The sequence below is a fragment of the Winogradskya consettensis genome (assembly GCF_018332715.1).
Taxonomy (GTDB): Bacteria; Actinomycetota; Actinomycetes; order Mycobacteriales; family Micromonosporaceae; genus Actinoplanes; species Actinoplanes consettensis.
The window spans coordinates 163,371-190,058 of the sequence record NZ_BOQP01000046.1; the positions used below are offsets into that span (position 1 = coordinate 163,371).

Below are 26,688 nucleotides of genomic sequence, written 5' to 3' on the forward strand. Positions count from 1 at the left end.
CTGACCTTAAGCGCGGGACAGCTCGTAGAACGCGATCGCGGCGGCCGTGGCCACGTTGAGCGAGTCGACGCCGTGGTGCATGGGGATCGCCACGCGTACGTCGCTGGCCTCCATGGCCTGGCGGGTCAGACCGGGGCCCTCGGCGCCGAGCAGCAGGGCAGGGCGGGCGCGCTGCTGTTCGGTGAGGCTCGCCAGCGGGACGGTGCCGGGGCCGGGGGTCATGGCCATGAGGGTGAACCCGGCGGCGCGGACGGCGGCGAGCGTTTCGGGCCACGATTCGCTCTTGGCGTACGGGATGGCGAAGACCTCACCCATGCTGACCCGCACCGATCGACGGTAGAGCGGGTCGGCGCAGTCGGGCGACAGCACGACGGCGTCGATGCCGAGGGCCGCCGCGCTGCGGAACAGCGCACCCAGGTTGGTGTGGGTGTTGAGTCCTTCGAGGACGGCCAGCCGGCGGGCACCGGCCAGCACCTCGGTCAGCTCGCGGGGCGGCTGCCGGTGGAACGACGCGAGGACCCCGCGGTGCACGTGGAAGCCGGTGATCGCCTCCAGCACCGGCTGGGTGCCGCCGTAGACGAGGGCGTCCTCGGGGATGCCCGTGAGCTGCCCGGCGCGCTTCTCGTCGACCAGGACCGAACGCAGCCGGTAACCACCGCGCAGGGCCCGGTTGATGACCAGCTCACCCTCGGCGATGAACAGGCCGTTCGGCGGTTCCCATCTGGTACGCAGCTCCACGTCGGTGAGCGCCCGGTAGTCGGCGATACGGTCGTCGTCCGGGCTGCTGATCTCTGCGTACGGCACGACAGGCATTCTGCCGTCCCGAGCGGCTACCTTTGCGCGGTGGGTGCCAGTCAGATAGAAACCGAGCGGCTGATTCTGCGGCAGTGGAGCGATGCCGACATCATGCCGTGGGCCGCGATGAACGCCGACCCGCTCGTCCGGGAGTACTTCACCGAGATCCTGAACTACGAGCAGAGCGCACGCTCGCTCGGCAGCTTCCGGTCCGAGCTGGACGAGCGCGGCTGGGGGTGGTGGGCGGTCGAGATCGCGGAGACCGGCCAGTTCGTGGGCTTCGCCGGTCTCGACGTGGTCGACGACGGGCTGCCGTTCAAGGGCGTCGAGGTCGGCTGGCGGCTCGCCCGCGAGGCCTGGGGCCACGGGTACGCCACCGAAGCCGGCCACGCCTGCCTCGACTACGGCTTCGACGTGCTGCGCCTCGACGAGATCCTCGCCCTGACCGCCGTGGGCAACGTACGGTCCCGGGCTGTCATGCACCGCCTCGGCATGACCTACGACCCGGCCGACGACTTCACCGACCCGGACGTCCCCGGCGGCCACGCCGTGCTCTACCGCAGCCGGAGCGCCCGGATGCGGTAGCGCACGTCGCCCAGATCATGGCGGTGGTGTCAGGCCATGTGCGGGTAGCGGTGGTCGGTCGCGGGGACGAAGGTCTCCTTGATCGAGCGGGCGCTGGTCCAGCGGCGCAGGTTCGAGGATGCGCCGGCCTTGTCGTTGGTGCCCGAGGCGCGGGCGCCACCGAAGGGCTGCTGGCCGACGACGGCGCCGGTGGGCTTGTCGTTGATGTAGAAGTTGCCCGCCGCGTTGCGCAGGAAGTGCTGGGCGTGGGCGATGGCGGTCCGGTCCTGGGCGATGATCGCGCCGGTCAGGGCGTAGGGCGCGGCGGACTCCATCTGGCGCAGAACCTTGTCGTAATCCGCGTCGTCGTAGACGTGGACGGCGAGGACCGGGCCGAAGAACTCCGTGGTGAACACGGCGTTGCCCGGGTCGGTGCCCTCGATGATCGTGGGCCGCACGAAGTAGCCCACCGAGTCGTCGGCAGTGCCACCGGCGACCACGGTCAGCGTGCTGTCCTGCTTCGCGCCGTCGAGGACCTTCGCGAGGCGGTCGTACGACTTGCGGTCGATGACGGCGCCGCCGAAGTTGGTGAAGTCGGTGACGTCGCCGTAGGCCAGCCCGTCGGTCAGCGCCACGATCTCGTCGCGGATCTTCGCCCAGACACTGCGGGGGACGTACGCGCGTGACGCCGCCGAGCACTTCTGGCCCTGGTATTCGAACGCGCCCCGGATCATCGCGGTACGCAGCACGTCCGGGTCGGCCGACGGGTGCGCGACGATGAAGTCCTTGCCGCCGGTCTCACCCACGAGCCGGGGGTATCCGCGGTACGAGCCGATGTTCTCGCCGACCGTCTTCCACAGGTGCTGGAACACCGCGGTGGAGCCGGTGAAGTGGATGCCGGCGAGGTCCCGGTCGGCGAGCACCACGTCGGACACCGCGAGACCGTCGCCGGGCAGCATGTTGATGACGCCGGCGGGCAGCCCGGCCGCTTCGAGCAGGCGCATGGTGAAGTGCGCCGACAGCTGCTGGGTGGGTGCTGGCTTCCAGACGACCGTGTTGCCCATCAGCGCGGGGGCGGTCGGGAGGTTCGCGCCGATCGAGGTGAAGTTGAACGGCGTGACCGCGTAGACGAAGCCTTCGAGCGGGCGGTGGTCGAGCCGGTTCCACATGCCGGGGCCGGAGACGGGCTGCTCGGCGTAGATCTCGGTCGCGAAGTGCACGTTGTAGCGCCAGAAGTCGATCAGCTCGCACGCGGCGTCGATCTCGGCCTGGTACGACGTCTTGCTCTGCCCGAGCATGGTCGTGGCGTTGATCGTCTGGCGCCACGGGCCGGCGAGCAGGTCGGCGGCCTTCAGGAAGACGGCGGCGCGGTCCTCGAACGACAGCTCGGACCAGCCGGGGGCGGCGGCCTTCGCGGCGGCGACGGCGGCCTGCGCGTCCGCGCCGGTCGAGTGCGCGGAGACACCGAGCACGCGGGCGTGGTCGTGGGGCACGACGACGTCGAAGGACGCGCCGCCGGCCATCCGCTGCTCGCCGTCGATGGTGGCGGTCAGCTCCGCACCATCTTTGAAGCCGGACAGTTCGGCAACGAGCGCGGCACGCTCGGCGGAGTCGGGGGCGTAGTCCTTCACCGGCTCGTTGCGCGGCGGGGGAGTCTGAGCGATCGAGTTCATGGCGAAGGTTCCTTAGCTGGCGGAGACGAGAGAGCGGAGGAAGAAGCCCATGTTGGCGGGGCGCTCGGCGAGCCGCCGGGAGAAGTAGCCGTACCAGTCGGTGCCGTAGGGGACGTACACCCGTACGGTATGACCGGCGTCGGCCAGCCGCAGCTGCTCGCCGGTGCGGATGCCGTACAGCATCTGAAATTCGGATTCCGAGCCCGCCGGCGTCAGGACCTGCTCGGCGATCCGGATGATCCGCGGGTCGTGGGTCGCGACCATCGGGTACGCCGGGGACTCCGCGAGAATCCGCAGGTTCCGCACGTACGCGCGGTCCACGTCGGCCTTCACCTGATACGCGACGCTTGCGGGCTCGGCGTACGCGCCCTTGACCAGCCGGATCCGCGACCCGTCGACGGCCAGCTCGCGCACATCGCCCTCGGTGCGGTGCAGCATCGCCTGCAGCACGCAGCCCGCCCGCGGGAAGTCGGCCCGCAGCGTGCGCAGCGTCTCGAGGGTGTCGTCGACGGTGGTGTGGTCCTCCATGTCGAGCGTGACGTCGACGCCGTGCCGGTAGGCGTGCGCGGCCAGGTCCCACACCGCCTCGGTCGCCCGCGCCGGCCCCTCAGCGCCCAGCGACTGCCCGAGCGCGGAAAGCTTCACGGAGATCTCATTGCCATCGGCCAGGCCGGCATCAGCCAACCGATTGATCAGTACGCGGTAAGCGCCGACGGTCACCTGAGCCTGCGCCGCGTCGGTGATGTCCTCACCGAGGTGATCGAGCGTGACCCGCAACCCGTCGTCATGCAGCGCCTTGATCGAGGCCAGCACCGATTCGACGTCCTCGCCGGCGATGAACCGCGACACCACGGGCCGGCTGAGCGGGCTCGCCGTCACCGTCGTACGCACCGCGGGGTTGCCGGCGACTGCCAGCACCATTCGACCGAACACGGCATCCTCCTTCGGGCCTCAGCCTCTCCTGAGTGCGACGTTAGAGAGCCCGATCGTCCGCCCCTAGATACAGAAGTAAGACACTGCCCGGCCCCTGTCATACATTTGGATGATGAGCGACGCGAGCCCGATCCAGATCCAGGAACTGGTCGACATCGTGGCCGCCCGCACCGGCGCCCCGACCACCCTCGAGGACCGCGAGCTGCACCTGGTCGCCTCCTCCGGCCACGAGGGCGCCGTCGACGAGGTCCGCCGCCGCTCGATCATGCGCCGCCGCTCCAGCCCCGACGTCCAGCGCCTGTTCGCCAGCTTCGGCATCGCCGCCGCCGAGGAACCCCTGCGCATCCCCGGCAACGCCATGCCCGGCCTGTTCGCCCGGTGGTGCGTGCCGGTGCGGTGGCGCGGGGTCGCGTACGGCTATCTGTGGCTCCTCGACCCGGACGAAACGGTCCCGGTCTCGGCCGTCCGCGCTGTCGCCGACATCGTCGACCAGCTCGCGGTGTCGATGGCCCGCCGCGCCCGAGCCAGCGACCACACCTCCTGGGCCGTCCCCGAGCTGCTGTCCGCGGACGCCGGCGCCCGCGCCCGAGCAGCCGAAGAACTCCAGCGCGACGGCCTGATCCCCGCCACCCGCGACATCACCGTCGTCGGCCTGGCCCGCCACGACGGCGGCCCGGTCGGCCCGGTCAACACCTGGCTCCTGCCCCGCGGCGTCCTCAGCGCCCCCATCGGCCAGCGCGGCGCCCTGGTCTTCTCCTCCGGCCCGGACACCGCCCCCGACATCGCCGACCGCGCGGCCCGCTCCCTGCTCGCCGAGCACACCAGCGGCGTAGCGGCAGGAATCTCCGGCCCGGTCCCCGCCACCGACGGCCACACCGCCTGGCGCCAGGTCGACGCCGCGCTGCGGGTCGCCCTCCACGACGGCGCGGGCGCGGTCACCGTACGGTCATGGTCAGATCTCGGTGTCCTGCGCCTGCTGTCGTTCGCCGAACCGGACACCCTGGTCACAGCCCTGTCCGACCCCCGCGCCCAAAGCCTCCTCACCGGCGACCCCGACCTGCTCCGCACCGCCCGCACCTACCTCGACCTGGCGGGCAACGCCCAGCGCACGGCGGCAGCCCTCTCCATCCACCGCCAAACCCTCTACCACCGCCTACGCCGCATCACGGCCCTGACCGGCTACGACCTCGACACCGGCCCCGACCGCCTCACCCTCCACCTGGTCCTGAGCCTGTCCGACTTCCGCTGACCCAGCGTCACATGCCTGCGCGTCAGCCGCGATCCCTCAGGTTCTGACGGTCATCGTCATACCTGACCCGTTCAGCAGTTGTCGGAAGGCTGACCTGCGGGAAAGGCTCTGGCTTCCGGCCCTCGGGCGGTCGAGGATGACCGTATGGAGTTGACAGAAGGGGCAGCCCGGAGCGCGCGGGTGGCGGCGGTGTTCGATCGAGTCGCGGATGTTTATGACCGCGTGGGGATACCGTGGTTCACGCCCATCGCGCAGGAGCTGGTGCGCCTCGCGGTGCCCGGAAGGGGCGAGCGGGTCCTCGATGTCGGATGCGGACGGGGGGCCGCTACCGTCGCGCTGGCGGAGGCGGTCGGCGGCGACGGACACGTCACCGGGATCGACCTGTCGCCGAGAATGATCGAGGCGTGCCGAGCCGACATCGCCGGTCTCGGTCTGTCGAACGTCGAGGTTCGGGTCATGGATGCCTCGTCTCCATCGTTGCCGACGGCCGGGTACGACCTCGTGGTGTCGTCTTTGGTCGTGTTCTTTCTGCCGGATCCGCTGGCTGCCCTCACTGCATGGCGGCGCCTGCTCGTCGCGCCGGGCGGTCGGCTCGCGATTTCGACGTTCGCGGCTCGTGATTCGGTGTGGGATGCCGTCGACGCGACTTTCCAGCCGTATCTGCCCGCGGGAATGCTCGATGCCAGGACGACGGGTGCCGCTGGGCCGTTCAGCACCGACGCGGGTGTCGAAGAACTGGTCGGAGCGGCCGGATACACCGGCGTGCGGACGCACCTCCCCAGCATCGAGGTGACCTTCGCCGACGTCGACGACTGGTATGCCTTCAGCAGGTCACACGGCCAGCGAGCGATGTGGGACGCCATTCCGGCGGCTGACCACGAAGCTGTCAAAGCCCTCGCCGGGAAGCACCTCGACCAGGCCCGCGGAACCGATGGCCGGATACACCTGAGCCAGCAGGTGCGTTGCACCCTGGCCACGTCGGGGTGACCGTCGGGAGCGACGGCGAGCCGGTTGGGCCCCTGCCTCCTGAGGCCGGTCAGGCGCTGCCCGGAGTTTTGATCTCCGTGCCGGAACGGAACTCTTGGGGGCAAAGGGTCGCCCTCGGCAAGTACGGTTGTCCTGTTGGTGTCGATTCGCGTTCGGGGGTGCGCTCGTGTCGTCCGGTTCCGGCTCGGACCCGCACATGCTGGCGCTGCTCCGCGCCATGCGCCTGCGCCTGGCCGCCCCGGACGCCGCGGCAGCCGGAGCCGCCGACGTCGCAGCCGCCCTCGGCGGTGCCCTTCCGCAGACCCCCGAGCTCCCGGATTCTGCCCCCCATGAGGCGCTCCATCCCGAGCTGATGGTCCACCCGAGCTGGCCGGAACACCACGAGCTCCCCTCGGCCGAGCCACCAGCACTTCCGGCCGCCCACCCGTTCCGCGACTTCGCCCCACCGGCTGTCCCGCGCGAAGCCCACGAGTCCGCCAACGCCCCGGCGGCCCCGACCGCCCGCTTCGGCACGCTTCCAGGCGGCGGTCGTCCCTCTCAGCCTCCACCTTCCCAGCCCCCACCTGCCTCACCCGGTCCTTCTTCTTCGCCGGGTTCGTCGTCGACGGGCGCGGGGGGAGCGGTGCCGGGCGGCGGCGCGCCGATCGTGGACGGCCCGGCCGGCACCCGGGCCGCCACACCGAGCGCGGAGACGCCGGTGCTGCGGCCACAGCCGCCGGTGGCGGACTTCGACCCCGGACACCTGATGGACCTCCTGCCCGATGACTTCGGCGTCCCCGCCCGCTTCCAGCGCAGCGGCCCCGCCACCACGGACCCACCACCCCACCTGATCCCACCCGACACGAGAGCAACGCCCGGCGGCCCGGCATCGGGCACCGCAGGCGGCGGGGTTCCCGGTGGCGGAACATTCGGTGGTCGGACGGTGAGTGGCGGCAATGCCGGGGGCGCCGGCTTCCCGGGTGGCGCGCTCGGTGGAGGCGCACCGGGAGATGGCGCGAGCGGTGTAACGGGACGTGGCGGACCACCTGGCGGTGGGGCGCCCGGCACGCGGAGCCCGGGAGCGGGCATCCCCGGCATGGCAGTCCCCGGAACGATCCTTCCCGGCAGCGCCCCACCGGGCAGCGCGGGTAACGGCGTTCCCGGTTTCCATCCCGGCGGAAGCTCTCCCGGATCGCTCTACCCGGCTGCTCCCGGCTCCGGCGCCACCACCCCGCCCGGCTCGATGCCCACCCGGCCCGGCTCAACGCCCACCATGTCCGGCCCGATGCCTACCCTGCCCGGCTCATCGCCTGGCGCGTCTGGCTCAATGCCCGGCCTGCCCGGCTCGATGCCCAGTCCGACCGGGCCGGGTCTGCCCGGCACAAATCCTCCCGGGACCACCATGCCGGGGACCACCATGCCCGGGGCCACGCGGCCGGGTGCCAACCCACGTCCAGGTTCAGCCCTGGCAGGTACCCAGCCCGGCGCGGGCGTCCCAGGAGCTCAGCCAGGAACGGGCCTGACGGGGATCCAGCCCGGAGCAGGCATACCCGGAGCAGGCATACCCGGAGCGGGATTGCCCGGAGCGGGTCTGCCGGGTACCCCGCCAGGCTCAGGACCGGCAGGGACTCCGCCACGGACCGGCCTGCCGGGAATTCGGCCGGGCGCGGCGGCGGCGCTCCCAGGAGCTCAGCCAGGGACGGCACTGCCAGGGACAGCACTGCCAGGGACAGCACTGCCAGGTACAGCGCTGCCAGGGGCGCCGACGCCGGCAGGTTTGCCGGCGGGATCGCGGCCGGGGCTGCCTCCCTGGGCGGCGAACCTCCCCGCGGTGCCTGGGGGCGGGGGAGCGAGCGCTGGGCTCCCCGGCGTACCGATGAAAGGTTCGACCATTGCCTACCCGCCGGGAGCGGGACCCTGGCCCGGTGGACTGCAGCAGGGTGGCCTGCAGCAGGGTGGCCTGCAGCAGGGTGGCCTGCAGCCCACCGGACTGCCGCGGGCGTCGAGTCAGCCGATCGAGGGGATTCCGCCGATCGGTGGGCCGCGGCAGGTGGGGCAGCCGTGGATGGATGACGCGATCGCGGGGCTGCCGGACCTGAACGCGTTGTGGGGGATCAAGCCCCCGGCGCCGGGCCGCCCCGCGCTGCCCCCCGACGGCATGAACCCGGCCGACGACGCTGCACTCACCGAGATCCGACGGCTTCTCGGGAACAGTCTTTCGCTCGCCGGTGGGCCTGCCGAGGTCGCCGGGCGGTTACGGGCGGCGCTTGCGCAGGCTCAGCCGACGCTGTTTGCGACGTTGCCCGGTGGCCCGGCTGCCCAGGTGGAGCAACTGGCCGAGGGGCTTACCTGGCTGGTGCATCACGTGGATCAGCCGCCGTTGCTGGTTGCCGGGTTCGGGCGGCTGGGGATGGCGCTCGCGGAGAGCGGGGTGGTGCCGCAGCAGTTGCAGTTGGCGGGGGCTGCGCTGGCTGAGGCCATGCGGGCGGGGATGAGTGGGAGCGGGTTGCGGCAGGATTTTGATCAGGCTTGGCGGTCGACGTGGCAGCACGCGTACGAGTGGGTTGCTCATGGGATGTCGGCCTCACGGTATGAGCCGATGATCTGGACCGCTGTTGTCGTGTCGCATGAGTTGCGGCGCCATGACCTGGCGGTGATCCGGTTGCGTCCGTATCTGCCGATGCCTTACCGGGCCGGGCAGTACGCGCGGGTGGAGGTGCCGGAGGTTCCCGATGTCTGGCGGCCTTACTCATTGGCAGGGTCGCCGCGCCGGGACAACGTGGTGGAGCTGCACGTCCGCGCGAAGACGGTGGACGGGGTGAGTGGCAGCCTGGTCTACCGGACCCGCGTGGGGGACACCGTGCGGATCGCGCGCGCCGAAGGGTCGATGAGCGTGCCGCGGAACGGGCGGGATCTGCTGCTGATCGGCGGGGATACGGGGGTGGCGCCGTTGAAGGCGTTGCTGACCGAGCTGGCGGTGACCGGGGATCCGCGGTCGGCGGTGCTGTTCTGGGGTGTGCGGACGCTGGCGGAGCTGTACGACATCGAGGAGATCGCGGCGATCGCGGCGGCGGCGAAGCGGGCGACCGTCATCCCGGTGGTGGCCGAGGGCGAGGCCGGACCGTACGCGTCCGGGCTGGTCACCGATGCGATCGCCTACTACGGGGAGTGGTCGGGGCACGACGTGTACCTGGCCGGGCCGCCGCTGATGCTGACCACCACCAGCGCGGCGTTGCACCAGCTCGGCGTGGACCCGGCCCAGATCCACCACGACTCCCCGGAATAACAGCTACAGGACCAGGGACAGAGCCTTCGCGTACGCCGGGGGCACGAAATTCTCGCCACCGGGAGTGAGCACAGCGTCCCGTGACGCCGCGGCCCACCCGGCCACCGGCACCGCAGCGCGCAGCGCCGTCACCACGGGTGCGTCCGCCCACTGCGGGTCGTCGGCGAGCATGGTCAGCGCGACCAGGGACTCCTCGACCTCGCCGACGCACTCGAACGGCTTGTGGGCGTCGATGCCGAGCAGTTCCAGATAGCCCGGGACCTGCGCGGGATCGGCGAACAGGTCGGTTCCGAAGATCCGGGTGAGCCGTTCGCGGGGCATCGCCGGGGCCATGGCCAGCGCGACGAACCGGCACTTGGGGCAGTCGCCGCACCAGTGGGCGGTGGGGTCGTGCAGCTTGAACGCCTTGTTGCAGCTGGTGACCACGTCGTCGTACGCGTCGAAGCGGGCGAACAACTGCGCGATGTGCAGCTCGGACAGCGACCGCAGCAGCGAGAAGTACGGCTCGGTCAGCCCGACGTAGCTGATGACCGCGTCGCGCAGCAGCCCCTCGGCGGCGAGGCCCTTGGACCACTGGTGGTTGATCTCGTGACCGTTCCAGATCAGGTTCGGGTCGGAGGCGGAGCGCTCGTTGGACATCACGACCGGGCCGAGGCCGTGCAGGACGGCGGTGGCGATCGCGATCAGCGAGTTGATCGCGGTGACCGGGATGTGGCCGTTGCGGGCGCCGGCCTTGTTCAGCTCGAACAGGTGCGGGTCGAGTTTGCGCCGGGCGGCCAGCGCCGGGATGCCCGAGGCGGCGTTGACGTTGACGATGACCGGGTTGGGGTTCACCGAGAACGGCACCGGGTCGAGGCCGGCCGCGCGCAGGATCTCCAGCGTGACGATCGAGTCCTTGCCGCCGCCCACCGCCGACAGGGGACGCCCCTCGGAGTTGTCGATCGAGGCTGCCGGGTCGCTCAGGCCGGGGACGGTCACGGTCATGTCCAGCACGTACGGCAGCTGGTTCACGTACGCGTACTCTCCGAGCCCTTTGCTGTAGAGCGCGCTGAGAAGCGCCTGGGCCTCGGCAGTCACCGCCTTGGGCGCCTCGATGCGCGTGGGGGCGCCGACCTTGTAGTAGCTGACCCCGGCGACGACGTGCAGCAGGTCGAGCACCCGGTAGAAGGCGTCCGTGGGCTCAGGGCCGGCCGGGAACGTGATCGTCTCCGTGAAGGACTCCGGGGACTCGCCGTCGAGCAGGTAGTCGAACGTCGCAACCCCGGTAGCGGGGTCGTACGCGTACGAGGGAAAACGCATGACGTCGAACTGCACCCGAAGCTCCTGTCCTGTGACCGACGGGCAATACTAGGCCACGGCTGATGGACCATGACGGGCCTGCGACGGGCCCAGCTTCCGTCTCGCGGCGCGGACTGAACGTCCGGATACAACACCGGTATCCGAACGCCCATTCCGCTTGCGAGACGAAACCTGGACTCCGTCTCGGCTCCGTCCTGGCCCATCAGCCGTGGCCTGGAATCGACAAAGGGAGTATTCCTGTGCGCCTGGCAGACCTGCGCGGACGTTCCGTAGCCGTCTGGGGGACCGGCCGTGAGGGCCGTGCCGCCGTGACCGCGATTGCCGCGCACGGGCCGTCGCGCCTGCTCGCCGTCGATGACAGCGCCAATTTTCTCTCCGTCCCGTGGGAGGGGGAGCTGTCCGCCCTCGCCCCGCTCGCCGGGGGTGATCATGCGTTCCCCGCCCTGGTCGCCGCGGACGTCGTGGTGCGTTCGCCCGGGATCCCGCAGACCCACCCGTGGATGGCGGAGCTGCGCTCGCGCGGGGTCACGGTCACCGGCGGCAGCGCGCTGTGGATGGCCGATAATGCCCGTAAGACCATCGGCGTGACCGGCAGCAAGGGCAAGAGCACCACCGCCGCGCTGATCAGTCATCTGCTCGCGGCGGCGGGCCGGCCCAACATCTTCGGCGGCAACATCGGCGTGCCGTTGCTCGATCTCCCGACCGCTGATCAGTACGTCCTCGAGCTCTCCAGCTACCAGTGCAGCGACCTCACCGACTCGCCCCGGGTGGCCGTGGTGACGTCGCTGTTCCCGGAGCACCTCGACGCGCACGGCGGCGAGCGGGAGTACTACCGCGACAAGCTCAACCTGCTGGCCCACAGCCCGGAACTGATCATCGTGAACGGCGCCGACGAGCGGCTGGTGACCGAGACGCTGAACATGCGCGACGTGAACAACTGGCCCGCGATCCCGGCCGGTTCGGGGGATTCGCGGTTCCGGGTCGAGGACGACGGTCTCGTGTACTGCAGCGACGACGCGCTCTTCCCGCGGGACACGCTGGCGCTGCGGGGCAGGCACAACGGGCGCAATCTCTGTGTCGCGCTCGCCGTGCTCGACGGTATGGGCATCGACGTAATCGCGCTCAAGGAAGAGCTGCGCGCCGCGGTGGCGTCGTTCCAGGGGCTGCCGCATCGGCTCGCGGAGATCGAGGACCCGTCCGGGATCACGTTCGTCGACGACACGCTGTCCACGAGCCCGTATTCCGCGATGCATGCGATCGACGCGTACGAGGGGAGGGCCTTGACCGTGCTCGTCGGCGGGACCGACCGCGGCCTGGACTACTCCCCGCTGCGGCACCACCTCCAGGGCCGGGAGATCACCGTGATCGGCCTTCCGGACAGCGGCCCGCGCATTCTCGAAGAGCTTTCAGGCCTTCCAGGGGTACGCACGGAGCCCGCCGAGGACCTGCCGTCCGCCGTGGCCCTGGCGCGCAAGCTGACCCCTCGTGGCGGCGTGGTCCTGTTGTCGCCGGCGGCCCCGAGCTACGGGCGTTTCCGCAACTTCGAACACCGCTCCGAGGTGTTCGCGCAAGCCATCCGGGAGACCGCTTAACCGGTTCTGGGCGAAATTATTGCCGGACCGTGATCTTGTTTCGACTCCGCGTCTTCTGTTGACGGCAGGTTTCCTCCCGGGCGCGTAAACGCCTTTTCGGAGCCGCTGCGTAGGCTCAATGACCCCTTTTGCGTGGATATATCCAGTCAAATGCGCTGCTCTGGACGTACCCCGCTGATGGGTGTAAAACCGTCCTCGGGGCCCACGCTTTCACCGTCATGAATCCGGTAACGGTTTGAAAACTTCACCCACAGTCTTGACAGAAAGGGGGTCCAGGTAAGAACTTTTACCGCAACAGTTAACACTCCTACCTGAGGGGACGGCCCATGGTCGAGCCACAAGCGGACGGCACCGCTCGCACAGCGGTCGTCGATCCGCCGGCGCGCGACCCGCTGGGTGCGAATCCCTCCCACGGGGTCCTGGTCCGGGTGCGCACCCTGCTGCCGGAGTTCACGGGTGCCCTGCAGCGCGTCGCCGAGCAGGTCCTCGACGACCCGGCCGCCGCCTCGCGGGCCACCATCGTCGAGCTCGCCGAGCGCAGCGGCACCTCACCCGCCACGGTCACCCGCTTCTGCCGGGCCCTCGGCTTCGACGGCTACGCCGACCTGCGGCTGGGCATCGCCTCCGAGACCGGCCGGGCCCGCTCGGCCGGCTGGACCGTCGACATCGGCCGCGAGATCCAGCCCGGCGACCCGCTCGACCGGGTGCTCGGGCAGATCATGGCCGCCGACACCCAGGCCATGCACGACACCGCCTCGCTGCTCGACCTCGGCGAGGTCGACCGGGCCGCCGCCGCGATCGCCACCGCGCAGCGGGTCAACATCTTCGGTGCCAGCGGCAGCGCCCTGGTCGGCGAGGAGATGCAGTTCAGCCTGCACCGCATCGGCGTCCCCGCCTGGGCGTGGACCGACGTGCACAACGGGCTGGCCAGCGCCGCGCTCTCCCGTCAGGGCGACGTCGCGCTCGGCATCTCCCACAGCGGCGAGACCGGCGAGACCATAGAGCTCGTCGCCGAGGCGAGCAGCCGGGGCGCGACCACGATCGCGCTGACCAGCTTCCCGCAGTCCCCGCTGGCCGAGCTCGCCGACATCGTGCTGCTCACCGCCACCCAGGCCACGACGTTCCGGCCGGACGCGCTCTCCGCGCGGCACCCGCAGCTGGTCGTCCTCGATCTGCTCTATGTCGCGGTCGCGCAGCGGACCCACGAACGTTCGCATGCCGCGTTCCAGCGAACCGCACAAGCCGTCCACGGTCACAAAGCCGCGAAGGACGGAGCAGCACCTATCTGATGACGCACCGATCGCACCGCACCCATAAACCTCTCAGCGCCCGGCAACGCACCAACTTCTGAGGAGAAAGCGAATGTCCGACATCTTCAAGCCCGAGGTCGACCGCCGGACGCTGCTGCGTCGTGCGGCCGCCGTGGGTCTGCTCGCCACCCCGGCCGTGAGCATGCTCAGCGCTTGCGTCGGTGGCGGCGACGACAGCGACGACAAAGCGGACAAGCCCTCGGGCACCGTCTCCGCGACGAACCCGCTGGGTGTCAAGGAGGACGAGCCGCTGGAGATCGTGATCTTCAACGGTGGCCTCGGCACCAAGTACGCGACGGACGTCGACATCCCGTCGTACAACAAGCTCTTCCCGAACTCCAAGGTCGCGTTCAGCCAGACCGAGGAGATCGCGACCGTCGTCCAGCCGCGGTTCACCGGCGGCAACCCGCCGGACATGATCAACAACTCCGGCTCGAAGCTGATGGACCAGGGCGCGCTCGTCCAGGCCGGCCAGGTCCAGGACCTGACCGAGCTGTTCGCGGCCCCGTCGCTCGACATCACCGGCAAGACCGTCAAGGACACCCTGATCCCCGGCACCGTGGAGCAGGGCACGTTCAACGGCAAGCCGTACGTCCTGAACTACGCCTTCACGGTCTTCGGCCTCTGGTACAGCGGCAAGCTGTTCAAGGACAACGGCTGGACCGCCCCCACCACCTGGGCCGACTTCCTCACGCTGCTCGACGCGATGAAGGCCAAGGGCATCACCCCCTACGGGTACGCCGGAGCGAACGCGCCGTACTACCAGTACACGGTGATCCTCGCCAGCGCCGCGAAGATCGGTGGCGCCGACATCCTGAAGAACATCGACAACCTCGAGCCGAACGCCTGGAACAACGACGCCGTCAAGCAGGCCGCCGCCGCGTGGGCCGAGGTCGGCGCCAAGTACTCCGACAAGTCGTTCCTGGGCCTCAAGCACACCGAGGTTCAGCTGAAGCAGGACCAGTACAAGGTCGGCTTCTACCCGTCGGGCTCCTGGCTGGAGAACGAGCAGGCCAAGGACACCCCGGCCGGCTTCGACTACCAGCTCGCGCCGCTCCCCAGCGTCACCACGGCCGACAAGCTCCCCGCCACCGCGCTCTACGCGGCCGCCGGCGAGCAGTACTTCGTCGCCAGCAAGGGCAAGAACCCCAAGGGCGGCATGGAGTTCATGCGCCACATGCTCTCCAAGGCCGGCGCCGTGGGCTTCACCCAGCTCACCAAGACGCTGACCGTCGTCTCGGGTGCCACCGACGGCATGGAGATCAGCCCCGGGCTCACCTCCGGCAACAAGGCCCTGGTCGCGGCGGGTGCTGACACGTTCAGCTTCCGCTTCGACACCTGGTACAAGAAGCTGGACGACGAGCTGCGCGCCGCCACCAACGAACTGATGTTCCAGGGCGGCACCGCTGACAAGTTCGTCACGCGGATGCAGAAGGCGGCGGACGCGGTCAAGGCCGACTCCTCCATCGAGAAGTTCTCCCGCTAATCCTGTCCCATGGCTGACTACGTAGCCGCAATCACGAACGGAGCTATAGCACCATGAAGCACGGCAGGTACCCGTTCATCATCGGCTTCCTGATCGTGCCGGTGGCGATCTACGGCACGTTCGTGATTGCGGCATACGTACAGGCTTTCCAGCTGTCGTTCACGAACTGGCGGGGCTTCTCGCCCAACGTGGATTACATCGGCTTCGACAACTTCACCAAGCTCTTCCACGACAGCACGTTCTGGAAGGCGATCCAGCACCACGTGCTGCTGCTGATCTTCCTCCCGCTGCTGACGATCATCCTGGCGCTGTTCTTCGCCTTCCTGCTGAACGTCGGCGGGGGCTCGAAGGGCGGGCGTACCCAGGGTGTCCGGGGCTCGAAGTTCTACCGGGTGATCTTCTTCTTCCCGCAGCTGCTCGCCCTCGCGCTGGTGGCGGTCATCTTCTCCCGGGTCTACTCCCCGGACGAGAGCGGCCTGATCAACGGCCTGCTCCAGCAGTTCGGTGCCGGCCCGGTGCTGTTCCTGGCCGACTCGCACCTCGCCCTCTGGTCCATCCTCGCGGTGCTGGTGTGGCAGGGCGTCGGCTTCTACGTGGTGCTCTTCTCAGCCGGCATGGGCTCGATCCCCACGGAGATCTACGAGGCGGCGGCGCTGGACGGCGCCACCCGCAGCACCCTGTTCTTCAAGATCACGCTGCCGCTGCTCTGGAGCACGCTGCAGGTCGCCTGGGTCTACCTCGGCATCGCCGCCTTCGACGCGTTCGCCCTGGTGAACGTCATGTCCGTCGACCGCGGCGGCCCGGACGGCGCGACCACGGTGCTCGGCCTCGAGATCTACCGCAACGCGTTCGACTACGCACAGTTCGGCTACGCCTCGGCGATGGGCGTCGTGCTGTTCTTCCTGACCCTCACGTTCGCCGCGCTGACCCTGCGGGTCACCCGGCGCGACACCGTCGAGCTCTGAGACGGAGCCTGAGATGACCAACCTGCGTACCGATGTCTCCGCCACACCGCCGGGCACCGTGGACTACCCCGGCGCCCGCAAGTCCGCCGGCACGCCCGCGGGCAAGAAGGAGATCAAGCTCTTCAGCGGCTTCGCCCACATCGCCCTGGCGATCTGGGGCCTGCTGGTCATCGCCCCGCTGATCTGGGTGATCCTGGCAAGTTTCAAGAGCAACACCGAGATCTTCACCCACGCCCCGTTCAGCCTGCCCAGCGCGCTCTCCTTCGAGTCCTACAAGAGCGCCTGGACCGAGGCCCACGTCGGCCGCTACTTCCTCAACTCCATCTTCGTGGTGGCGCTGAGCACCACCGGCACGATGATCTTCGGCTCCATGGCGGCCTACGTCCTGGCCCGCTACAAGTTCGTCGGCAACCGCTTCATCTACTACCTGTTCGTCTCCGGGCTGGCCTTCCCGGTGTTCCTCGCCCTGGTCCCGCTCTTCCTCATCCTGCAGAACCTGGGCCTGCTCAACACCTACACCGGCCTGATCCTGGTCTACATCGCCTACTCGCTGCCGTTCACGGTGTTCTTCATGACGGCGTTCTTCAAGACGCTGCCGAACCACGTGGCGGAAGCGGCGATCGTCGACGGCGCCTCGCACACCCGGCTGTTCTTCCAGGTCATGCTGCCGATGGCCAAGTCCGGCCTGGTCAGCATCACGATCTTCAACATCGTCGGCCAGTGGAACCAGTACCTGCTCCCGGTCGCGATCATGCAAGGCCAGGGCGCCGAGAACAAATGGGTCCTCACCCAGGGCATCGCCAACATCTCGGTCTCCGCGGGCTACCAGGCCAACTGGGCAGCGCTGTTCGCCGCGCTCACGCTCTCGATCGTCCCCATGATCATCGTGTACGCCTTCTTCCAGCGGCAGATCCAGTCCGGCCTCACCGCCGGCGCCGCGAAGTAACGCTTCACCAGGCTCTTCCAGCGGCGGTACCGATCCACGGGGGTCGGTACCGCCGCTTTTTTGTCACACCCCGGGTTCACAATGAGACCGTGCTGATCGCTGCGGTTTCCGAGGATGGCAGCTGGAGCGGTCCTGGCTGGCTCCGGTCCGTCCACCCCGACGGCACCCCCGCCGAGGAGCCCACCCCGGTGGCCGACCTCGCCGCCGCGATCGCCACCCGCGAGGCCACCGACCACCCACGCTGGCTCTGGGCGGCCACCACCGACGCCTACCCCGCCCTCCTCCGCGCCGGCGTCCGGGCAGCCCGCTGTCACGACGTCGAGCTCACCGAGGCCCTCCTGAGCGGCCACGCCGGCCGCTGGGGCGAGCCCCGATCCCTGGCCGCCGCCCTCGCCCGCCTCACCGGCGTCCCCGTCCCGCCCGACCCGCCGGTCCGCGTCCCCGAGCCCCCCGGCCAGCTCCAGGACACCCTCTTCGGCCCGGCCCACGGCATCTCCGGCTCCTCCCCGCACACGGCGGTCCTCGCCGTCGCAGGCGCCTCCTCAGCCACCCCGGGCTACGTGGCCCTGAACGCCCTCACCCGGGTCTACGCCGACCAGCACCGCCGCATCACCGCCATCGACCGGGCCGGCCGCCTGGCCGCCGCCGATCGCACCGCCGCCTTCGTCGGGCGACCGGGCGGGTTCGCGTTGCTGGTGGCGGCGGAGTCAGCCGGGGCGCTTGTCGGTGCCGAGATGGGTCACACCGGCATGCCGTGGCGTGCCGACGTGCACGACCGGATCCTGCGGGAGCTTCTCGGCCCACCCCAGCCGGTCGGCCCGCCGCGGCGGCTGTCCGAGCTCACCGCCGAGGTCAACGCGGCGTTCGGCACCCGCGGCCTGCATCTGGACTCCCCGGCCGAGGTGCTCAAGGCCTTCGCCCGCGCGGGCATCGAGGTCCCCAACACCCGCGCCTGGGTGCTGCGCCAGGTCGAGCATCCCGCGGTCCCGCCCCTGCTCGAATACAAGGAGCTCTACCGCATCTGGACGGCCCACGGCTGGAGCTGGCTCGACTCCTGGGTGAGCGAGGGCCGCTTCCGCCCCGAGTACGTCCCCGGCGGCGTGGTCTCGGGCCGCTGGGCAGCGCGGGGCGGCGGGGCGCTGCAGGTCCCCAAGGTGGTCCGTGGCGCGGTGATCGCCGACCCGGGCTGGACCTTCGTGATCGCCGACGCGGGCCAGCTGGAGCCGCGCGTGCTGGCGGCCGTCTCCGGCGACGACCGCCTGGCCGCAGCGGGCGTGGCCGACGACCTCTACGCGGCACTGGCCGCCGACTCGTTCGCAGGCGATCGCCCCAAGGCCAAGGTCGCCCTGCTCGGCGCCATGTACGGCCAGACCGGCGGCGCCGCCATCCCCGCCCTCGCCGTGCTCCGCAAGCACTACCCGACAGCCTTCGAGTACGTCGAGGCGGCGGCCCGCACGGGCGAGGCCGGGGGACTGGTCCGCTCCTGGCTCGGCCGCACCTGCCCGCCGTCCTCCACCGCCTGGCGCGACGCCGGACTCGACCCGCCGGAGGAGAGCGGCTCCGCCGAGGTCCCTCAAGGCGGCGCGTCCGGCCGCGCACGCGGGCGGTTCACCCGCAACTTCGTCATCCAGGCGACGGCGGCGGAGTGGGCGCTGGTACTGCTGGCGACCCTGCGTACGGCGCTCGAAGGCCTCCAGGCCGAGATCGTCATCTTCGTCCACGACGAGGTGGGCGTCCACTGCCCCAAGGAAGAAGCGGAACAGGTCGCCGAGGCCGTCCGCCGCTCCGCCGTCCGAGCCGGCGAGCTCCTCTTCGGCAACACGGCGGTCCGCTTCCCCCTCGAGGTCGCCATCGCCGAGTGCTACACCGACGCCAAATAGCGGGTCGCGAGGTGTACGGACTGGCTGAGGCAGGAGGACAACCCGATGCCGCAGCCAGTCACGCTACCGAATCAGCCGAAACCGGCCACTACGGAAGGTTGCAGGCACCGCTCGTGCTGAGCCCGTACGGGTTCATGCCGCCGATGTTGATGCCATCGTCGTATGAACCGGCGCTGGCCGAACGGACCCGGACGCAGAGCCGGTTGACGTCGTTGACGGCCGTCGAGGGAGACCAGAGGTAGTCCCGGCTGGACGTCTGCCGGAAGGCTGCGTAGCCCTTCCGGGTGTAGTCGGAGGTTCCGTCGCCATAGACGTCATAGCTGATCATGAGGGTGGCGAGCGTGTCCACCGCCCCGGATTCGACCCTGATCTCGACGTCCCTGACGGTGGCACCGTTCAGGCCGACACAGTTGTCCGTCGAGAAGGCGTCGCAGTTGGTGTTGTCGTAAGTCACGAAGACGCAGATGGTCCCGAGGCTGGTGCTGCTGTTGTAGCACCGCCCGGGATCGACGCCGTCCGCCGCCGAGGCGGGCCCGGCGAACGTCAGCGAGGTGGCCAAGGCCAGGACGAGTCCGAGGCCAGTGGTCATGAGTCTCCGCACAGATTTTCCCTTCACCTTCGCCGATCACGGTGACCGACGACCGTCGACAATAGATCACCGTCGTCATCGTGTCGTCATCTTTTATTCACCGTGTGTTTTCGGCTCAGTCGTGGCTGGCCTCGGGTGGGAAGGTGCCGGAGAAAACGACGGCCGGGTAGCTGGGCCAGTCCTCGGCGGGTGCGTCCGGGTAGGGGATGCCGAGGCGGCGCCAGAAGTCGGTGACCACCCAGGTGTCCTCGAGGGGCGAGTGGTCGTCGGGGAACGCCTTCCCGTCGTGCGGTGCGAGGAAGCGCCGGAAGAGACGGAAGGTGAAGGTGTAGGGATTAACGAAGTACGGCGCGATCGTCGCAGGCGGCCGGTCGAACAGGTCCCCGAGAACGTCGGCGTCACCCTGCCAGCGCCGTCTCGCCTCGGGGAGCTGGGCCGGGTCGGCGACCACCTCGCGCGGGTCGGAGGCGAAATGATCGACCGGGCAGCCCGCGTCGTACGCGATGTGGCACCAGAGGTCCGAGTCGTAGATGTCGATCGAGCTGGCGACCACGCCGAACTCGGCGGAGAGGCGCCCGCCGGCGCGGTCGGCGTACGTGGCGAACCTGGGCCAGTCCACCACCACCCACCCGTCCTTGGGCGGCACGATGATGGCGGCGTCGCGGCCCACCGTGGCACCGGCCGTCGTCACTTCGGCGGCCACGTCGTAGCCCGCCGCGAACCGTACGATCGCCCGCGCGATCAGATCCGGGTCCATGGCAGGCAGCGCAGTCGCGTGCACGAACTCGCCCACCCCACTGACGGTAGTGCTGTGACCATCGGCGTTCACCGGGTTTGCCGTGAACTCCGGATCATTCGGGAAGCGGGTGCCAGCCCGGCCCGGCCCCGTCGCGGCGTACCCGGCCGAACACCACGTCGGCGACGTGGATGCCGAATCCGATGGTGCCGGGCTCTTTAGCTCTGTGACGAGGCCTGGCCAGGCTGTCCTAGACTGGAATGAGTGACCCTTTCCCACGAGGACCTCTTCAAACGCTATCTGTACGCGGGAGCGATCACCCGCAACGCCGACGCGGTGGCGGCCCTGTTCACCGAGGACGGCGTCTACGAGGCGCCGCTCGCACCGGGCGGTTTCCGGCTCGAAGGCCGCGACGCGATCCGCGACGGCATCGGTGCCATGCATCGCGACCCGGCCTACGAGGGCAAGGCCGACCCCGCGCGCTCCGGCTTCGTGCTGCACGAGACCGCTGACCCGGCAGTCTTCATCGTCGAGATCGACGCGGCGCTCGAAACGAACCCGACAATGTCGATGATCCAGATCTTCCGGGTACGCGACGAGCACATCGCCCACCTCCGTGACTACTTCACAGCCCCGACGACCTGACGCATCCGCTCGACCGGTAGCGCGGGGTTGGCGGCCGCGTGTTCCGCCAGCTCGGGGTTGTCGAGCAACGCGACGATCCGGCCGACCGGCAGCCGCGGGCACGAGGCCATCGCCTGCCGGACAGCCAGGTCCGGGTCGGTGCACAGCCGATCCACGAGCTCCGGGCCGGCATCCGGGTCGAGCGCGACCAATCGGCGTACCGGAGGATCGGTGTGATCGGCGAATGCGGCCAGCCCCGCCGTCGGGAAGCGGGCAGGCAAAGGGAACCGCCCCCGATTCTCCAGGAAGGCGCGCAGGAGCAGCGAGGGTGGTGCATCAGGATGGTGCAGAGCGAGCAATACGCGTACGCCCCGATCGTCATCATCGGCCAACTGCGTGACCAGATCCCCGGGCAGTTCGGGGTGCCGGGCCGCGCGCCGGCGTAGCAACGGGTTGACCGACCGGGCCCAGCGCACCGCGTCGTCGAGTGGCCCCGGCACGTGCCTGGAGTAGGAGTATTGGCCGTCGCTGACGGTGATGTCGATGCCCGTCCGCTGCTGCTCGGTGAGGCCGGGGTGGACGGAGACAGCCGTGCGCACCCCGATGTCGGGGTCGGTGGCCAGGGAATCCAGCTGCCCGGGGCTTAGGTCGGCTCGGTCGGCGACCCGGGCGCGGACCACAGGGCTGGGGTGACGTAGCAGTGCCTGGACGACATCCGGTGGGGTGCTCGGGTTCGGGCCGACGAAGTACAGCGCGGCCTCGTCACCGCTCGCCATCACCTGGTCGACCAGCGCGCGGGAAAGCGGTCGTTGCAGCACGGCCCAGAACGCGTGCATGTGCGTCTCCGGCAGGTCGCCGGGCTGCATGACCCGCTCGTCCTCGGCGATGGCCGCGGCGATGGTCGCCCTGACCTGCGGCTCGGGGTCGGCCAGCAGCGCTTCCCGGGTGGCTCCGTCGAGCAGCTGAGGGAACCTCGCCGGGTGCAGGCGTACCCGTGGATCGGGGTGTGCACCCGCCACGCGGTGGAGGCGGCGGGCGTAGTCCATGGCCACCCACAGCTCGTCGAAAAGTTCCCAGGGCGACAACGGCGCTGCGGGGTCGTCCTCGACGCTCACCAGCAGTGAGCACAGGTGATCGTCGGTGAGATGGTTGCCGAAAGCCCGCAGCCTCACCCGCCACTCAGGATCGGTCAGCAACCGGCTGCGAAGCTCCGGCAGGGTCCGGGCATGCTCAGCCAGCGTGCAGCGGACCTCGCGCGACGGATGCCGCACCATCGCTTCCTGCACCGATTCCGGGAGGTCGCGGCGTTCTGCCAGCCCTCGGCAGAACGGAGCCTCTGCTGACGCGAGCAGATCCAGCAACACCTCCGCCGGCGTCGCGGGGTTCCTCGCCAATCCGCGTACCAAGGCGTCACTGGTCATCGGACGCACCTTAGTGCGCGCTCAGCGGGTGCCCGGAAACAGGGATAGCGTCGGGGGATGCACCGTGTGGCGTTCGGGGCGCAGGTTTGCGGGGACCTCGGGGAGGGGTCGGTCCGGGAGTGGCTCGTGCCCGACGGGCGTGGTGGATATGCGATGGGGACGGTCAGCGGGCTGCGGACCCGGCGCTATCACGGGCTGCTGGTCGTGGCCGGGAAGACGCCGTCGCTGCGGTATCTCGGGCTGGCGTCGCTGGATCCGGTGGTGACGCTGGCGTCCGGGACGGTGGTGCGGCTGGGGACGCACGAGTGGGCCGACGGGACCGTCGCGCCGGCCGGGCATCGGTTCCTGTCCGGGTTCGAGTTGGTGGACGGGTTGCCGCGGTGGCGGTGGCGGATCGGGGACGTTGTTCTCGAGCGCGAGCTCGCCATGGTCCACGGGCGGAGCAGCGTCGCGGTTGTGCACCGGTTGCTCACCGGTGGGCCGGTCAGTCTGCGGCTCGAAGCGCTGTGCACGTGGCGGGATGTGCACGCCGAGCGGACCGCCGGGAGCGCCGAGCCCGAGGTGACCGAGGTGGCGGGCGGGTGCGTGGTCGAGGGCGCCTATCGCTTGCGCGGGCCCGATTTCCGCGGCGCGGGTGCTTGGTTCCGCGGGGTGCGGCACCGCGAGGAGGCGGCGCGCGGGCTCACCCCCACCGAGGACTTGTGGTACGCGGGGAGCTTCCACGCCGAGCTCCGCCAGGCTGGGGACACCGCGTCCGTTTCGGCGTGGGCGGAGGACCTCGACGTTGTTCCCGAGCCGGCGGCGGCGGTGGTCAGCTCCGCGCGTACCCGTAATCGTGCTGTGGTGGCAGCGGCCGCACCCGGCGGGGAGGCGCAGGCCACCCTCGCCCTGGCCGCCGATGCCTTTGTCGTCGAAACCGCGACCGGTCCCGATGTCGTCGCGGGCTATCCCTGGTTCGGCGCCTGGTCGCGGGACACGATGCTCAGCTACGAGGGTCTCTTCCTGTCGACCAATCGCGCCGAGCAGGGCCGCAGACTCCTCCTCGGGTACGCCGCCACGCTGTCGGAGGGCATGCTCGCGAACACCGCCGACACGGGCAGCGTCGAGTACAACACCGTGGACGGCACGCTGTGGTTCCTGCACGCCGTCGGGCGGCACGTGGCGGTCACCGGCGACAACGACCTGGCCGCGGAGTTGCTGCCCGCCCTGCGTGACGTGATCGGCGCCCACCTGGCCGGCACCCGCTACGGCATCCAGGCGGACCCGGCCGACGGACTGCTCCGCCAGGGCGTCCCGGGCGCGGCTCTGACCTGGATGGACGCCCGGGTCGACGGCGAGCCGGTCACCCCGCGTACGGGTAAGCCCGTCGAGGTCAACGCCCTGTGGATCAACGGCCTGGCCATGATGATCAGGCTTGCCTGGCAGGTCGGTGCCGGTGCCGGCCAGGCCGCCCTGGCGCACTCGGCGGCGCTCACGTCCTTCGCCCGCCGGTTCCCGGCCAAGGCCGGCCTGCTGCACGACGTGGTCGACGGCCCGGACGACGATGTGCTGCGCCCGAACCAGCTGCTCGCCTGGTCACTGCCGTATGCGCCGCTGCGTCCGTCGCCGGGGGCGTTGCAGATCATCGGCGCGGCGTTGATGACTCCGCTGGGCCCGCGCAGTCAGGCGCCGGGCACGCCGGGTTATCACGGCAGCCACGGCGGGCCGCAGGCTTCCCGGGACCGGGCCTATCACACGGGTACGGTCTGGCCGTGGCTCACCGGCCCCTATGTGGAGGCCTGGCGGCGGCTCGGCGTCTCCGCGGAGCAGACGCTCTCCGACGCCGACGGTCACCTGGGGGAGTACGGCCTGGGCTCGGTCTCGGAAACCGCCGACGGCGAAGCCCCGCACGGCGCGACGGGCTGCCCGTTCCAGGCGTGGTCCGTCGCGGAGAGCCTGCGGGTCAGGAGGTTGTCGTAGCTCTCATGCCCCGGGCATGCGGTACATCAGGTCGTCGAGGGCTTCGCCGGGCCGGGCGAACCAGGCGGGGAGGCCGTCGTCGAGCGCCGTCGCGATGCGATGGTGGGCGAAGCGGGTGAGCGGCGGAAGTTCGCCCAGCGGGAACCAGCCGACCTCGAGCGACTCGGAGTCGTTGACCCGTGCCTCACCGCCGACCGCGCGGCAGCGGAACCACGTGTTGACCATCTGACAGTGATCGCCATTGCCATAGACCACCTCGTGCAGGACCACCCCGGCCAGCCGCTCGACCTTGACCTGGACATTGGTCTCCTCGAGCGTCTCGCGCACGACGGCCTCGGCGGGCTGCTCGCCCGGATCCATCATCCCCGCGATCAGCGCCCACTGGCGGTTGTCGCTGCGCTGACCCAGCAGGACCTCGCCGCGGTCGTTGAGCACCACGGCGCTGACGGTCGGAAACATGATCAAGCCCTGCCCGTACTTGGCACGCAGGTCTTTGACGTAGTCAGAAGCAGGCACGCCCGCGACTTTAGCCGCGCTTGGCGGCCTGCTTACGGGCGCGCTGTTCGCGCGAGTAACGCTTGCGCTCCTCGAGGTCGGCCTTCCAGCCGTCCCGCGCCTCCTGGGTGACGCCCTCGATCGCACCCTGCACCGAGGCCGGCCCCGCCCAGTACTTGTAGAGCCAGTTCCAGAGAAACCCGCCCTCGCGAACATCCTTCGCCATGATCCCCACCTCCGTCAGACCGTTGCCACACCAATGATTGGTACACCAACTATTGGTACGATAACCGTATCGGCAGAGGAGCGGCAACCATGAATGATCCGTTGGAACTTGAACAGCAGGTGTGCTTCGCGCTGTCCGTGGCCGCCCGCAGCGTGGTCGCGGTCTACCGGCCACTACTGGAACCCATGGGCCTCACCCACCCCCAGTACCTGGTGATGCTCGCGTTGTGGCAGCACGCCCCTTTATCGGTACGCAAGCTGAGCACTCTCCTGCAGCTGGACCCCGGCACCCTGTCCCCACTGCTCAAACGTCTCGAGTCGATCGGCTACCTCCGCCGCGAACGAGACCCGAAGGACGAACGCAGCCTCGCCGTCACCCTCACCCCGTCCGGCCGTGACCTGCGCGAACAGGCCCTGAAGATCCCCCCGGCCGTCGTCGACCGCCTCGGCATGCCCCTCGACGAACTCATGTCCCTCCACGCGGCCCTCACCCGCGTGATCAGCGCCGCAACGTAGCCACCCAGCTCGACAGCCGCCGCGGGGCGTCGTCGCTGACCGCCCGGATCCTTGTCGTCCGGGTCCCGCCAGCAGCATGGCCACCGCGTTCCCGTCGATCCGTTCCCCCCTCCCGCCAGAATTTCCGGGCCCACGGATCGAGGAACGCGAGCCGGCATGGCTCGCGGGCCGTGCCGATCATCGGACCCGCCATCGACGACCACACCGTCAACGCGTGGACAGCCATGAACGGCCTCCAGAGCGGCGGCTCTGGCCAACTGGTTGCAGCCCTGCTCGACCCCATCACCGCCGATGAACCACCCCTGCGCCGGCCCGCCTGCCGCTCCGCCCCCTGCCCGCCCCTCCCTGCCTGCCTGCCCGACTGCGGGCCCGCCCCTGCCTGCCTGCCCGACTGCGGGCCTGCCCGACTGCGGGCCTGCCCGTCTGTCTGCCGGCAGCCGGTGCCGCCGACGCGGGCCAGAATTCGGGAGAACAGGGCCACATCCTGCTTCACCAAGCCGACGTCCCACGCGCCCTGCCCATACGGCCTGACACCCAGCTGTGCCCTCCGGCCGAATGGCGCGCGATCGCTACCGTGAAGACATGTTGACTGCCGAAAAAATGGGCGCCTGGCGCGGCCGCTACCAACTGGCCGCCGACGGCCAACCGGTCGCTGTGTGGGACCCGTCATGGTGGCGCAGCGGCGGCGACTTCGAGGTGCATGGCCAGCGCTACCAGGTGCGCTCCAACGGCTGGGGCACAAAATACCGCCTCCTGGACGAGGCCGGCGCCGAGATCGCCCTCGTCGAACGAGCCGGCCGCAAACACTGGACAGCCCAATCCGCCGGCCGCTCCTACGAGTTCCGCCGCGCGTCATTCTGGGGCAACCGCCAAGAGCTGGTGACCGACGGCGTCGTCACAGGCTCGATGCGCCGGGTGAGCGCCTGGTCGGGCGCCATCGAGGCCGACCTCCCCGGCCTCTCCCTCCCACTCCAGATCTTTGTCATCGGTGTCCAACTGGCCCTGTGGCAAGCCCAGCAAACCGCCGCAGCCAGCGCCTGACTCCAACCCGGCCAGCACAGCCCGCGACCGCACCGAACGGCTCAGGCCAGCCGACCCATCCGGCTCGCTCACGCCGTGGTCGGCCTGCTCAGTTCGCTCACGCCGTAGCTGGCCCGCTTGGCTCGCTCACGCCGTGGT

At 70.0% G+C, this 26,688-nt stretch carries 23 protein-coding genes; 14 read left to right on the plus strand and 9 right to left on the minus strand.

Annotation, left to right across the window (positions count from 1 at the left end; all coding sequences use genetic code 11):
• Nucleotides 1–6: 6 nt before the first annotated feature.
• Nucleotides 7–804: a TrmH family RNA methyltransferase gene (locus tag Aco04nite_RS37740; RefSeq protein ID WP_213002018.1), complete on the minus strand. Its 798-nt coding sequence runs from the start codon at nucleotides 802–804 to the stop codon at nucleotides 7–9.
• Nucleotides 805–843: 39 nt separating this feature from the next.
• On the opposite strand from Aco04nite_RS37740, the gene Aco04nite_RS37745 reads away from it, so the two are divergent.
• The gene (locus Aco04nite_RS37745) at nucleotides 844–1,380 is read left to right on the plus strand and encodes a GNAT family N-acetyltransferase (RefSeq protein WP_213002019.1); all 537 of its coding nucleotides are present in this window, start codon (nucleotides 844–846) and stop codon (nucleotides 1,378–1,380) included.
• A 29-nt stretch (nucleotides 1,381–1,409) separates the two neighbouring features.
• On the opposite strand, the gene pruA is transcribed toward Aco04nite_RS37745, so the two are convergent.
• Complete coding sequence (pruA, locus tag Aco04nite_RS37750; RefSeq protein WP_213002020.1) at nucleotides 1,410–3,032, minus strand: L-glutamate gamma-semialdehyde dehydrogenase; 1,623 nt, start codon at nucleotides 3,030–3,032, stop codon at nucleotides 1,410–1,412.
• Nucleotides 3,033–3,044: 12 nt separating this feature from the next.
• Nucleotides 3,045–3,965, minus strand: a complete 921-nt coding sequence (locus Aco04nite_RS37755; RefSeq protein ID WP_213002021.1) for a proline dehydrogenase family protein — start codon at nucleotides 3,963–3,965, stop codon at nucleotides 3,045–3,047.
• Nucleotides 3,966–4,077: 112 nt separating this feature from the next.
• On the opposite strand from Aco04nite_RS37755, the gene Aco04nite_RS37760 reads away from it, so the two are divergent.
• The 3 genes from Aco04nite_RS37760 (at nucleotide 4,078) to Aco04nite_RS37770 (ending at nucleotide 9,466) form a co-directional block, all read left to right on the plus strand.
• Entirely contained in the window at nucleotides 4,078–5,214 is a 1,137-nt protein-coding gene (locus Aco04nite_RS37760; RefSeq protein WP_244876585.1) for a PucR family transcriptional regulator, read from the plus strand.
• 144 nt (nucleotides 5,215–5,358) lie between these two features.
• On the plus strand, nucleotides 5,359–6,201 hold the full coding sequence (locus Aco04nite_RS37765) for a class I SAM-dependent methyltransferase (RefSeq protein WP_280519470.1): 843 nt from the start codon (nucleotides 5,359–5,361) through the stop codon (nucleotides 6,199–6,201).
• Nucleotides 6,202–8,056: 1,855 nt separating this feature from the next.
• Nucleotides 8,057–9,466 (plus strand): FAD-binding oxidoreductase, encoded by a 1,410-nt coding sequence (locus Aco04nite_RS37770; RefSeq protein WP_244876586.1) that lies wholly within the window; start codon nucleotides 8,057–8,059, stop codon nucleotides 9,464–9,466.
• A gap of 3 nt (nucleotides 9,467–9,469) precedes the next feature.
• Here Aco04nite_RS37770 and Aco04nite_RS37775 read toward each other — a convergent pair whose 3' ends face one another.
• Complete coding sequence (locus tag Aco04nite_RS37775; protein WP_498370770.1) at nucleotides 9,470–10,780, minus strand: MurL-like N-terminal domain-containing; 1,311 nt, start codon at nucleotides 10,778–10,780, stop codon at nucleotides 9,470–9,472.
• Between the two features lie 224 nt (nucleotides 10,781–11,004).
• On the opposite strand from Aco04nite_RS37775, the gene murD reads away from it, so the two are divergent.
• The 6 genes from murD to Aco04nite_RS37805 all read left to right on the plus strand — a co-directional run bounded on the left by murD (nucleotide 11,005) and on the right by Aco04nite_RS37805 (nucleotide 18,944).
• On the plus strand, nucleotides 11,005–12,357 hold the full coding sequence (murD, locus tag Aco04nite_RS37780) for a UDP-N-acetylmuramoyl-L-alanine--D-glutamate ligase (protein WP_213002024.1): 1,353 nt from the start codon (nucleotides 11,005–11,007) through the stop codon (nucleotides 12,355–12,357).
• Between the two features lie 326 nt (nucleotides 12,358–12,683).
• Entirely contained in the window at nucleotides 12,684–13,646 is a 963-nt protein-coding gene (locus tag Aco04nite_RS37785; RefSeq protein WP_213002025.1) for a MurR/RpiR family transcriptional regulator, read from the plus strand.
• Nucleotides 13,647–13,719: 73 nt separating this feature from the next.
• Entirely contained in the window at nucleotides 13,720–15,153 is a 1,434-nt protein-coding gene (gene ngcE, locus Aco04nite_RS37790; RefSeq protein ID WP_213002026.1) for an N-acetylglucosamine/diacetylchitobiose ABC transporter substrate-binding protein, read from the plus strand.
• A gap of 53 nt (nucleotides 15,154–15,206) precedes the next feature.
• Nucleotides 15,207–16,118 (plus strand): carbohydrate ABC transporter permease, encoded by a 912-nt coding sequence (locus tag Aco04nite_RS37795; RefSeq protein ID WP_203834427.1) that lies wholly within the window; start codon nucleotides 15,207–15,209, stop codon nucleotides 16,116–16,118.
• A gap of 13 nt (nucleotides 16,119–16,131) precedes the next feature.
• Entirely contained in the window at nucleotides 16,132–17,064 is a 933-nt protein-coding gene (locus Aco04nite_RS37800) for a carbohydrate ABC transporter permease (RefSeq protein ID WP_203834426.1), read from the plus strand.
• Nucleotides 17,065–17,156: 92 nt separating this feature from the next.
• On the plus strand, nucleotides 17,157–18,944 hold the full coding sequence (locus Aco04nite_RS37805; protein WP_438874977.1) for a bifunctional 3'-5' exonuclease/DNA polymerase: 1,788 nt from the start codon (nucleotides 17,157–17,159) through the stop codon (nucleotides 18,942–18,944).
• 88 nt (nucleotides 18,945–19,032) lie between these two features.
• Here the strand turns inward: Aco04nite_RS37805 and Aco04nite_RS37810 are convergent, their stop codons facing one another.
• Entirely contained in the window at nucleotides 19,033–19,533 is a 501-nt protein-coding gene (locus tag Aco04nite_RS37810) for a hypothetical protein (protein ID WP_213002028.1), read from the minus strand.
• Between the two features lie 115 nt (nucleotides 19,534–19,648).
• On the minus strand, nucleotides 19,649–20,326 hold the full coding sequence (locus tag Aco04nite_RS37815; protein ID WP_213002029.1) for a hypothetical protein: 678 nt from the start codon (nucleotides 20,324–20,326) through the stop codon (nucleotides 19,649–19,651).
• A gap of 207 nt (nucleotides 20,327–20,533) precedes the next feature.
• Between Aco04nite_RS37815 and Aco04nite_RS37820 the strand changes: the two genes are divergently transcribed.
• Nucleotides 20,534–20,914: a nuclear transport factor 2 family protein gene (locus tag Aco04nite_RS37820; protein ID WP_213002030.1), complete on the plus strand. Its 381-nt coding sequence runs from the start codon at nucleotides 20,534–20,536 to the stop codon at nucleotides 20,912–20,914.
• Here the strand turns inward: Aco04nite_RS37820 and Aco04nite_RS37825 are convergent.
• Nucleotides 20,890–22,314, minus strand: a complete 1,425-nt coding sequence (locus tag Aco04nite_RS37825) for a hypothetical protein (protein ID WP_244876587.1) — start codon at nucleotides 22,312–22,314, stop codon at nucleotides 20,890–20,892. The genes Aco04nite_RS37820 and Aco04nite_RS37825 overlap by 25 nt on opposite strands.
• A 57-nt stretch (nucleotides 22,315–22,371) precedes the next feature.
• On the opposite strand from Aco04nite_RS37825, the gene Aco04nite_RS37830 reads away from it, so the two are divergent.
• Nucleotides 22,372–24,273 carry an amylo-alpha-1,6-glucosidase gene (locus tag Aco04nite_RS37830; RefSeq protein ID WP_213002031.1) on the plus strand — a complete coding sequence of 634 codons (1,902 nt, stop codon included), beginning with the start codon at nucleotides 22,372–22,374 and terminating at the stop codon, nucleotides 24,271–24,273.
• 3 nt (nucleotides 24,274–24,276) lie between these two features.
• Here Aco04nite_RS37830 and Aco04nite_RS37835 read toward each other — a convergent pair whose 3' ends face one another.
• Both Aco04nite_RS37835 and Aco04nite_RS37840 read right to left on the minus strand, forming a co-directional pair.
• Nucleotides 24,277–24,789 (minus strand): NUDIX hydrolase, encoded by a 513-nt coding sequence (locus tag Aco04nite_RS37835; RefSeq protein WP_213002032.1) that lies wholly within the window; start codon nucleotides 24,787–24,789, stop codon nucleotides 24,277–24,279.
• A gap of 10 nt (nucleotides 24,790–24,799) precedes the next feature.
• The gene (locus tag Aco04nite_RS37840) at nucleotides 24,800–24,994 is read right to left on the minus strand and encodes a hypothetical protein (RefSeq protein ID WP_213002033.1); all 195 of its coding nucleotides are present in this window, start codon (nucleotides 24,992–24,994) and stop codon (nucleotides 24,800–24,802) included.
• 89 nt (nucleotides 24,995–25,083) lie between these two features.
• Here Aco04nite_RS37840 and Aco04nite_RS37845 point away from each other — a divergent pair, with 89 nt between their 5' ends.
• Together Aco04nite_RS37845 and Aco04nite_RS37850 are read left to right on the plus strand one after the other, a co-directional pair.
• Nucleotides 25,084–25,509: a MarR family winged helix-turn-helix transcriptional regulator gene (locus Aco04nite_RS37845; protein WP_213002034.1), complete on the plus strand. Its 426-nt coding sequence runs from the start codon at nucleotides 25,084–25,086 to the stop codon at nucleotides 25,507–25,509.
• 582 nt (nucleotides 25,510–26,091) lie between these two features.
• On the plus strand, nucleotides 26,092–26,550 hold the full coding sequence (locus Aco04nite_RS37850) for a hypothetical protein (RefSeq protein WP_213002035.1): 459 nt from the start codon (nucleotides 26,092–26,094) through the stop codon (nucleotides 26,548–26,550).
• Nucleotides 26,551–26,688 lie beyond the last annotated feature (138 nt).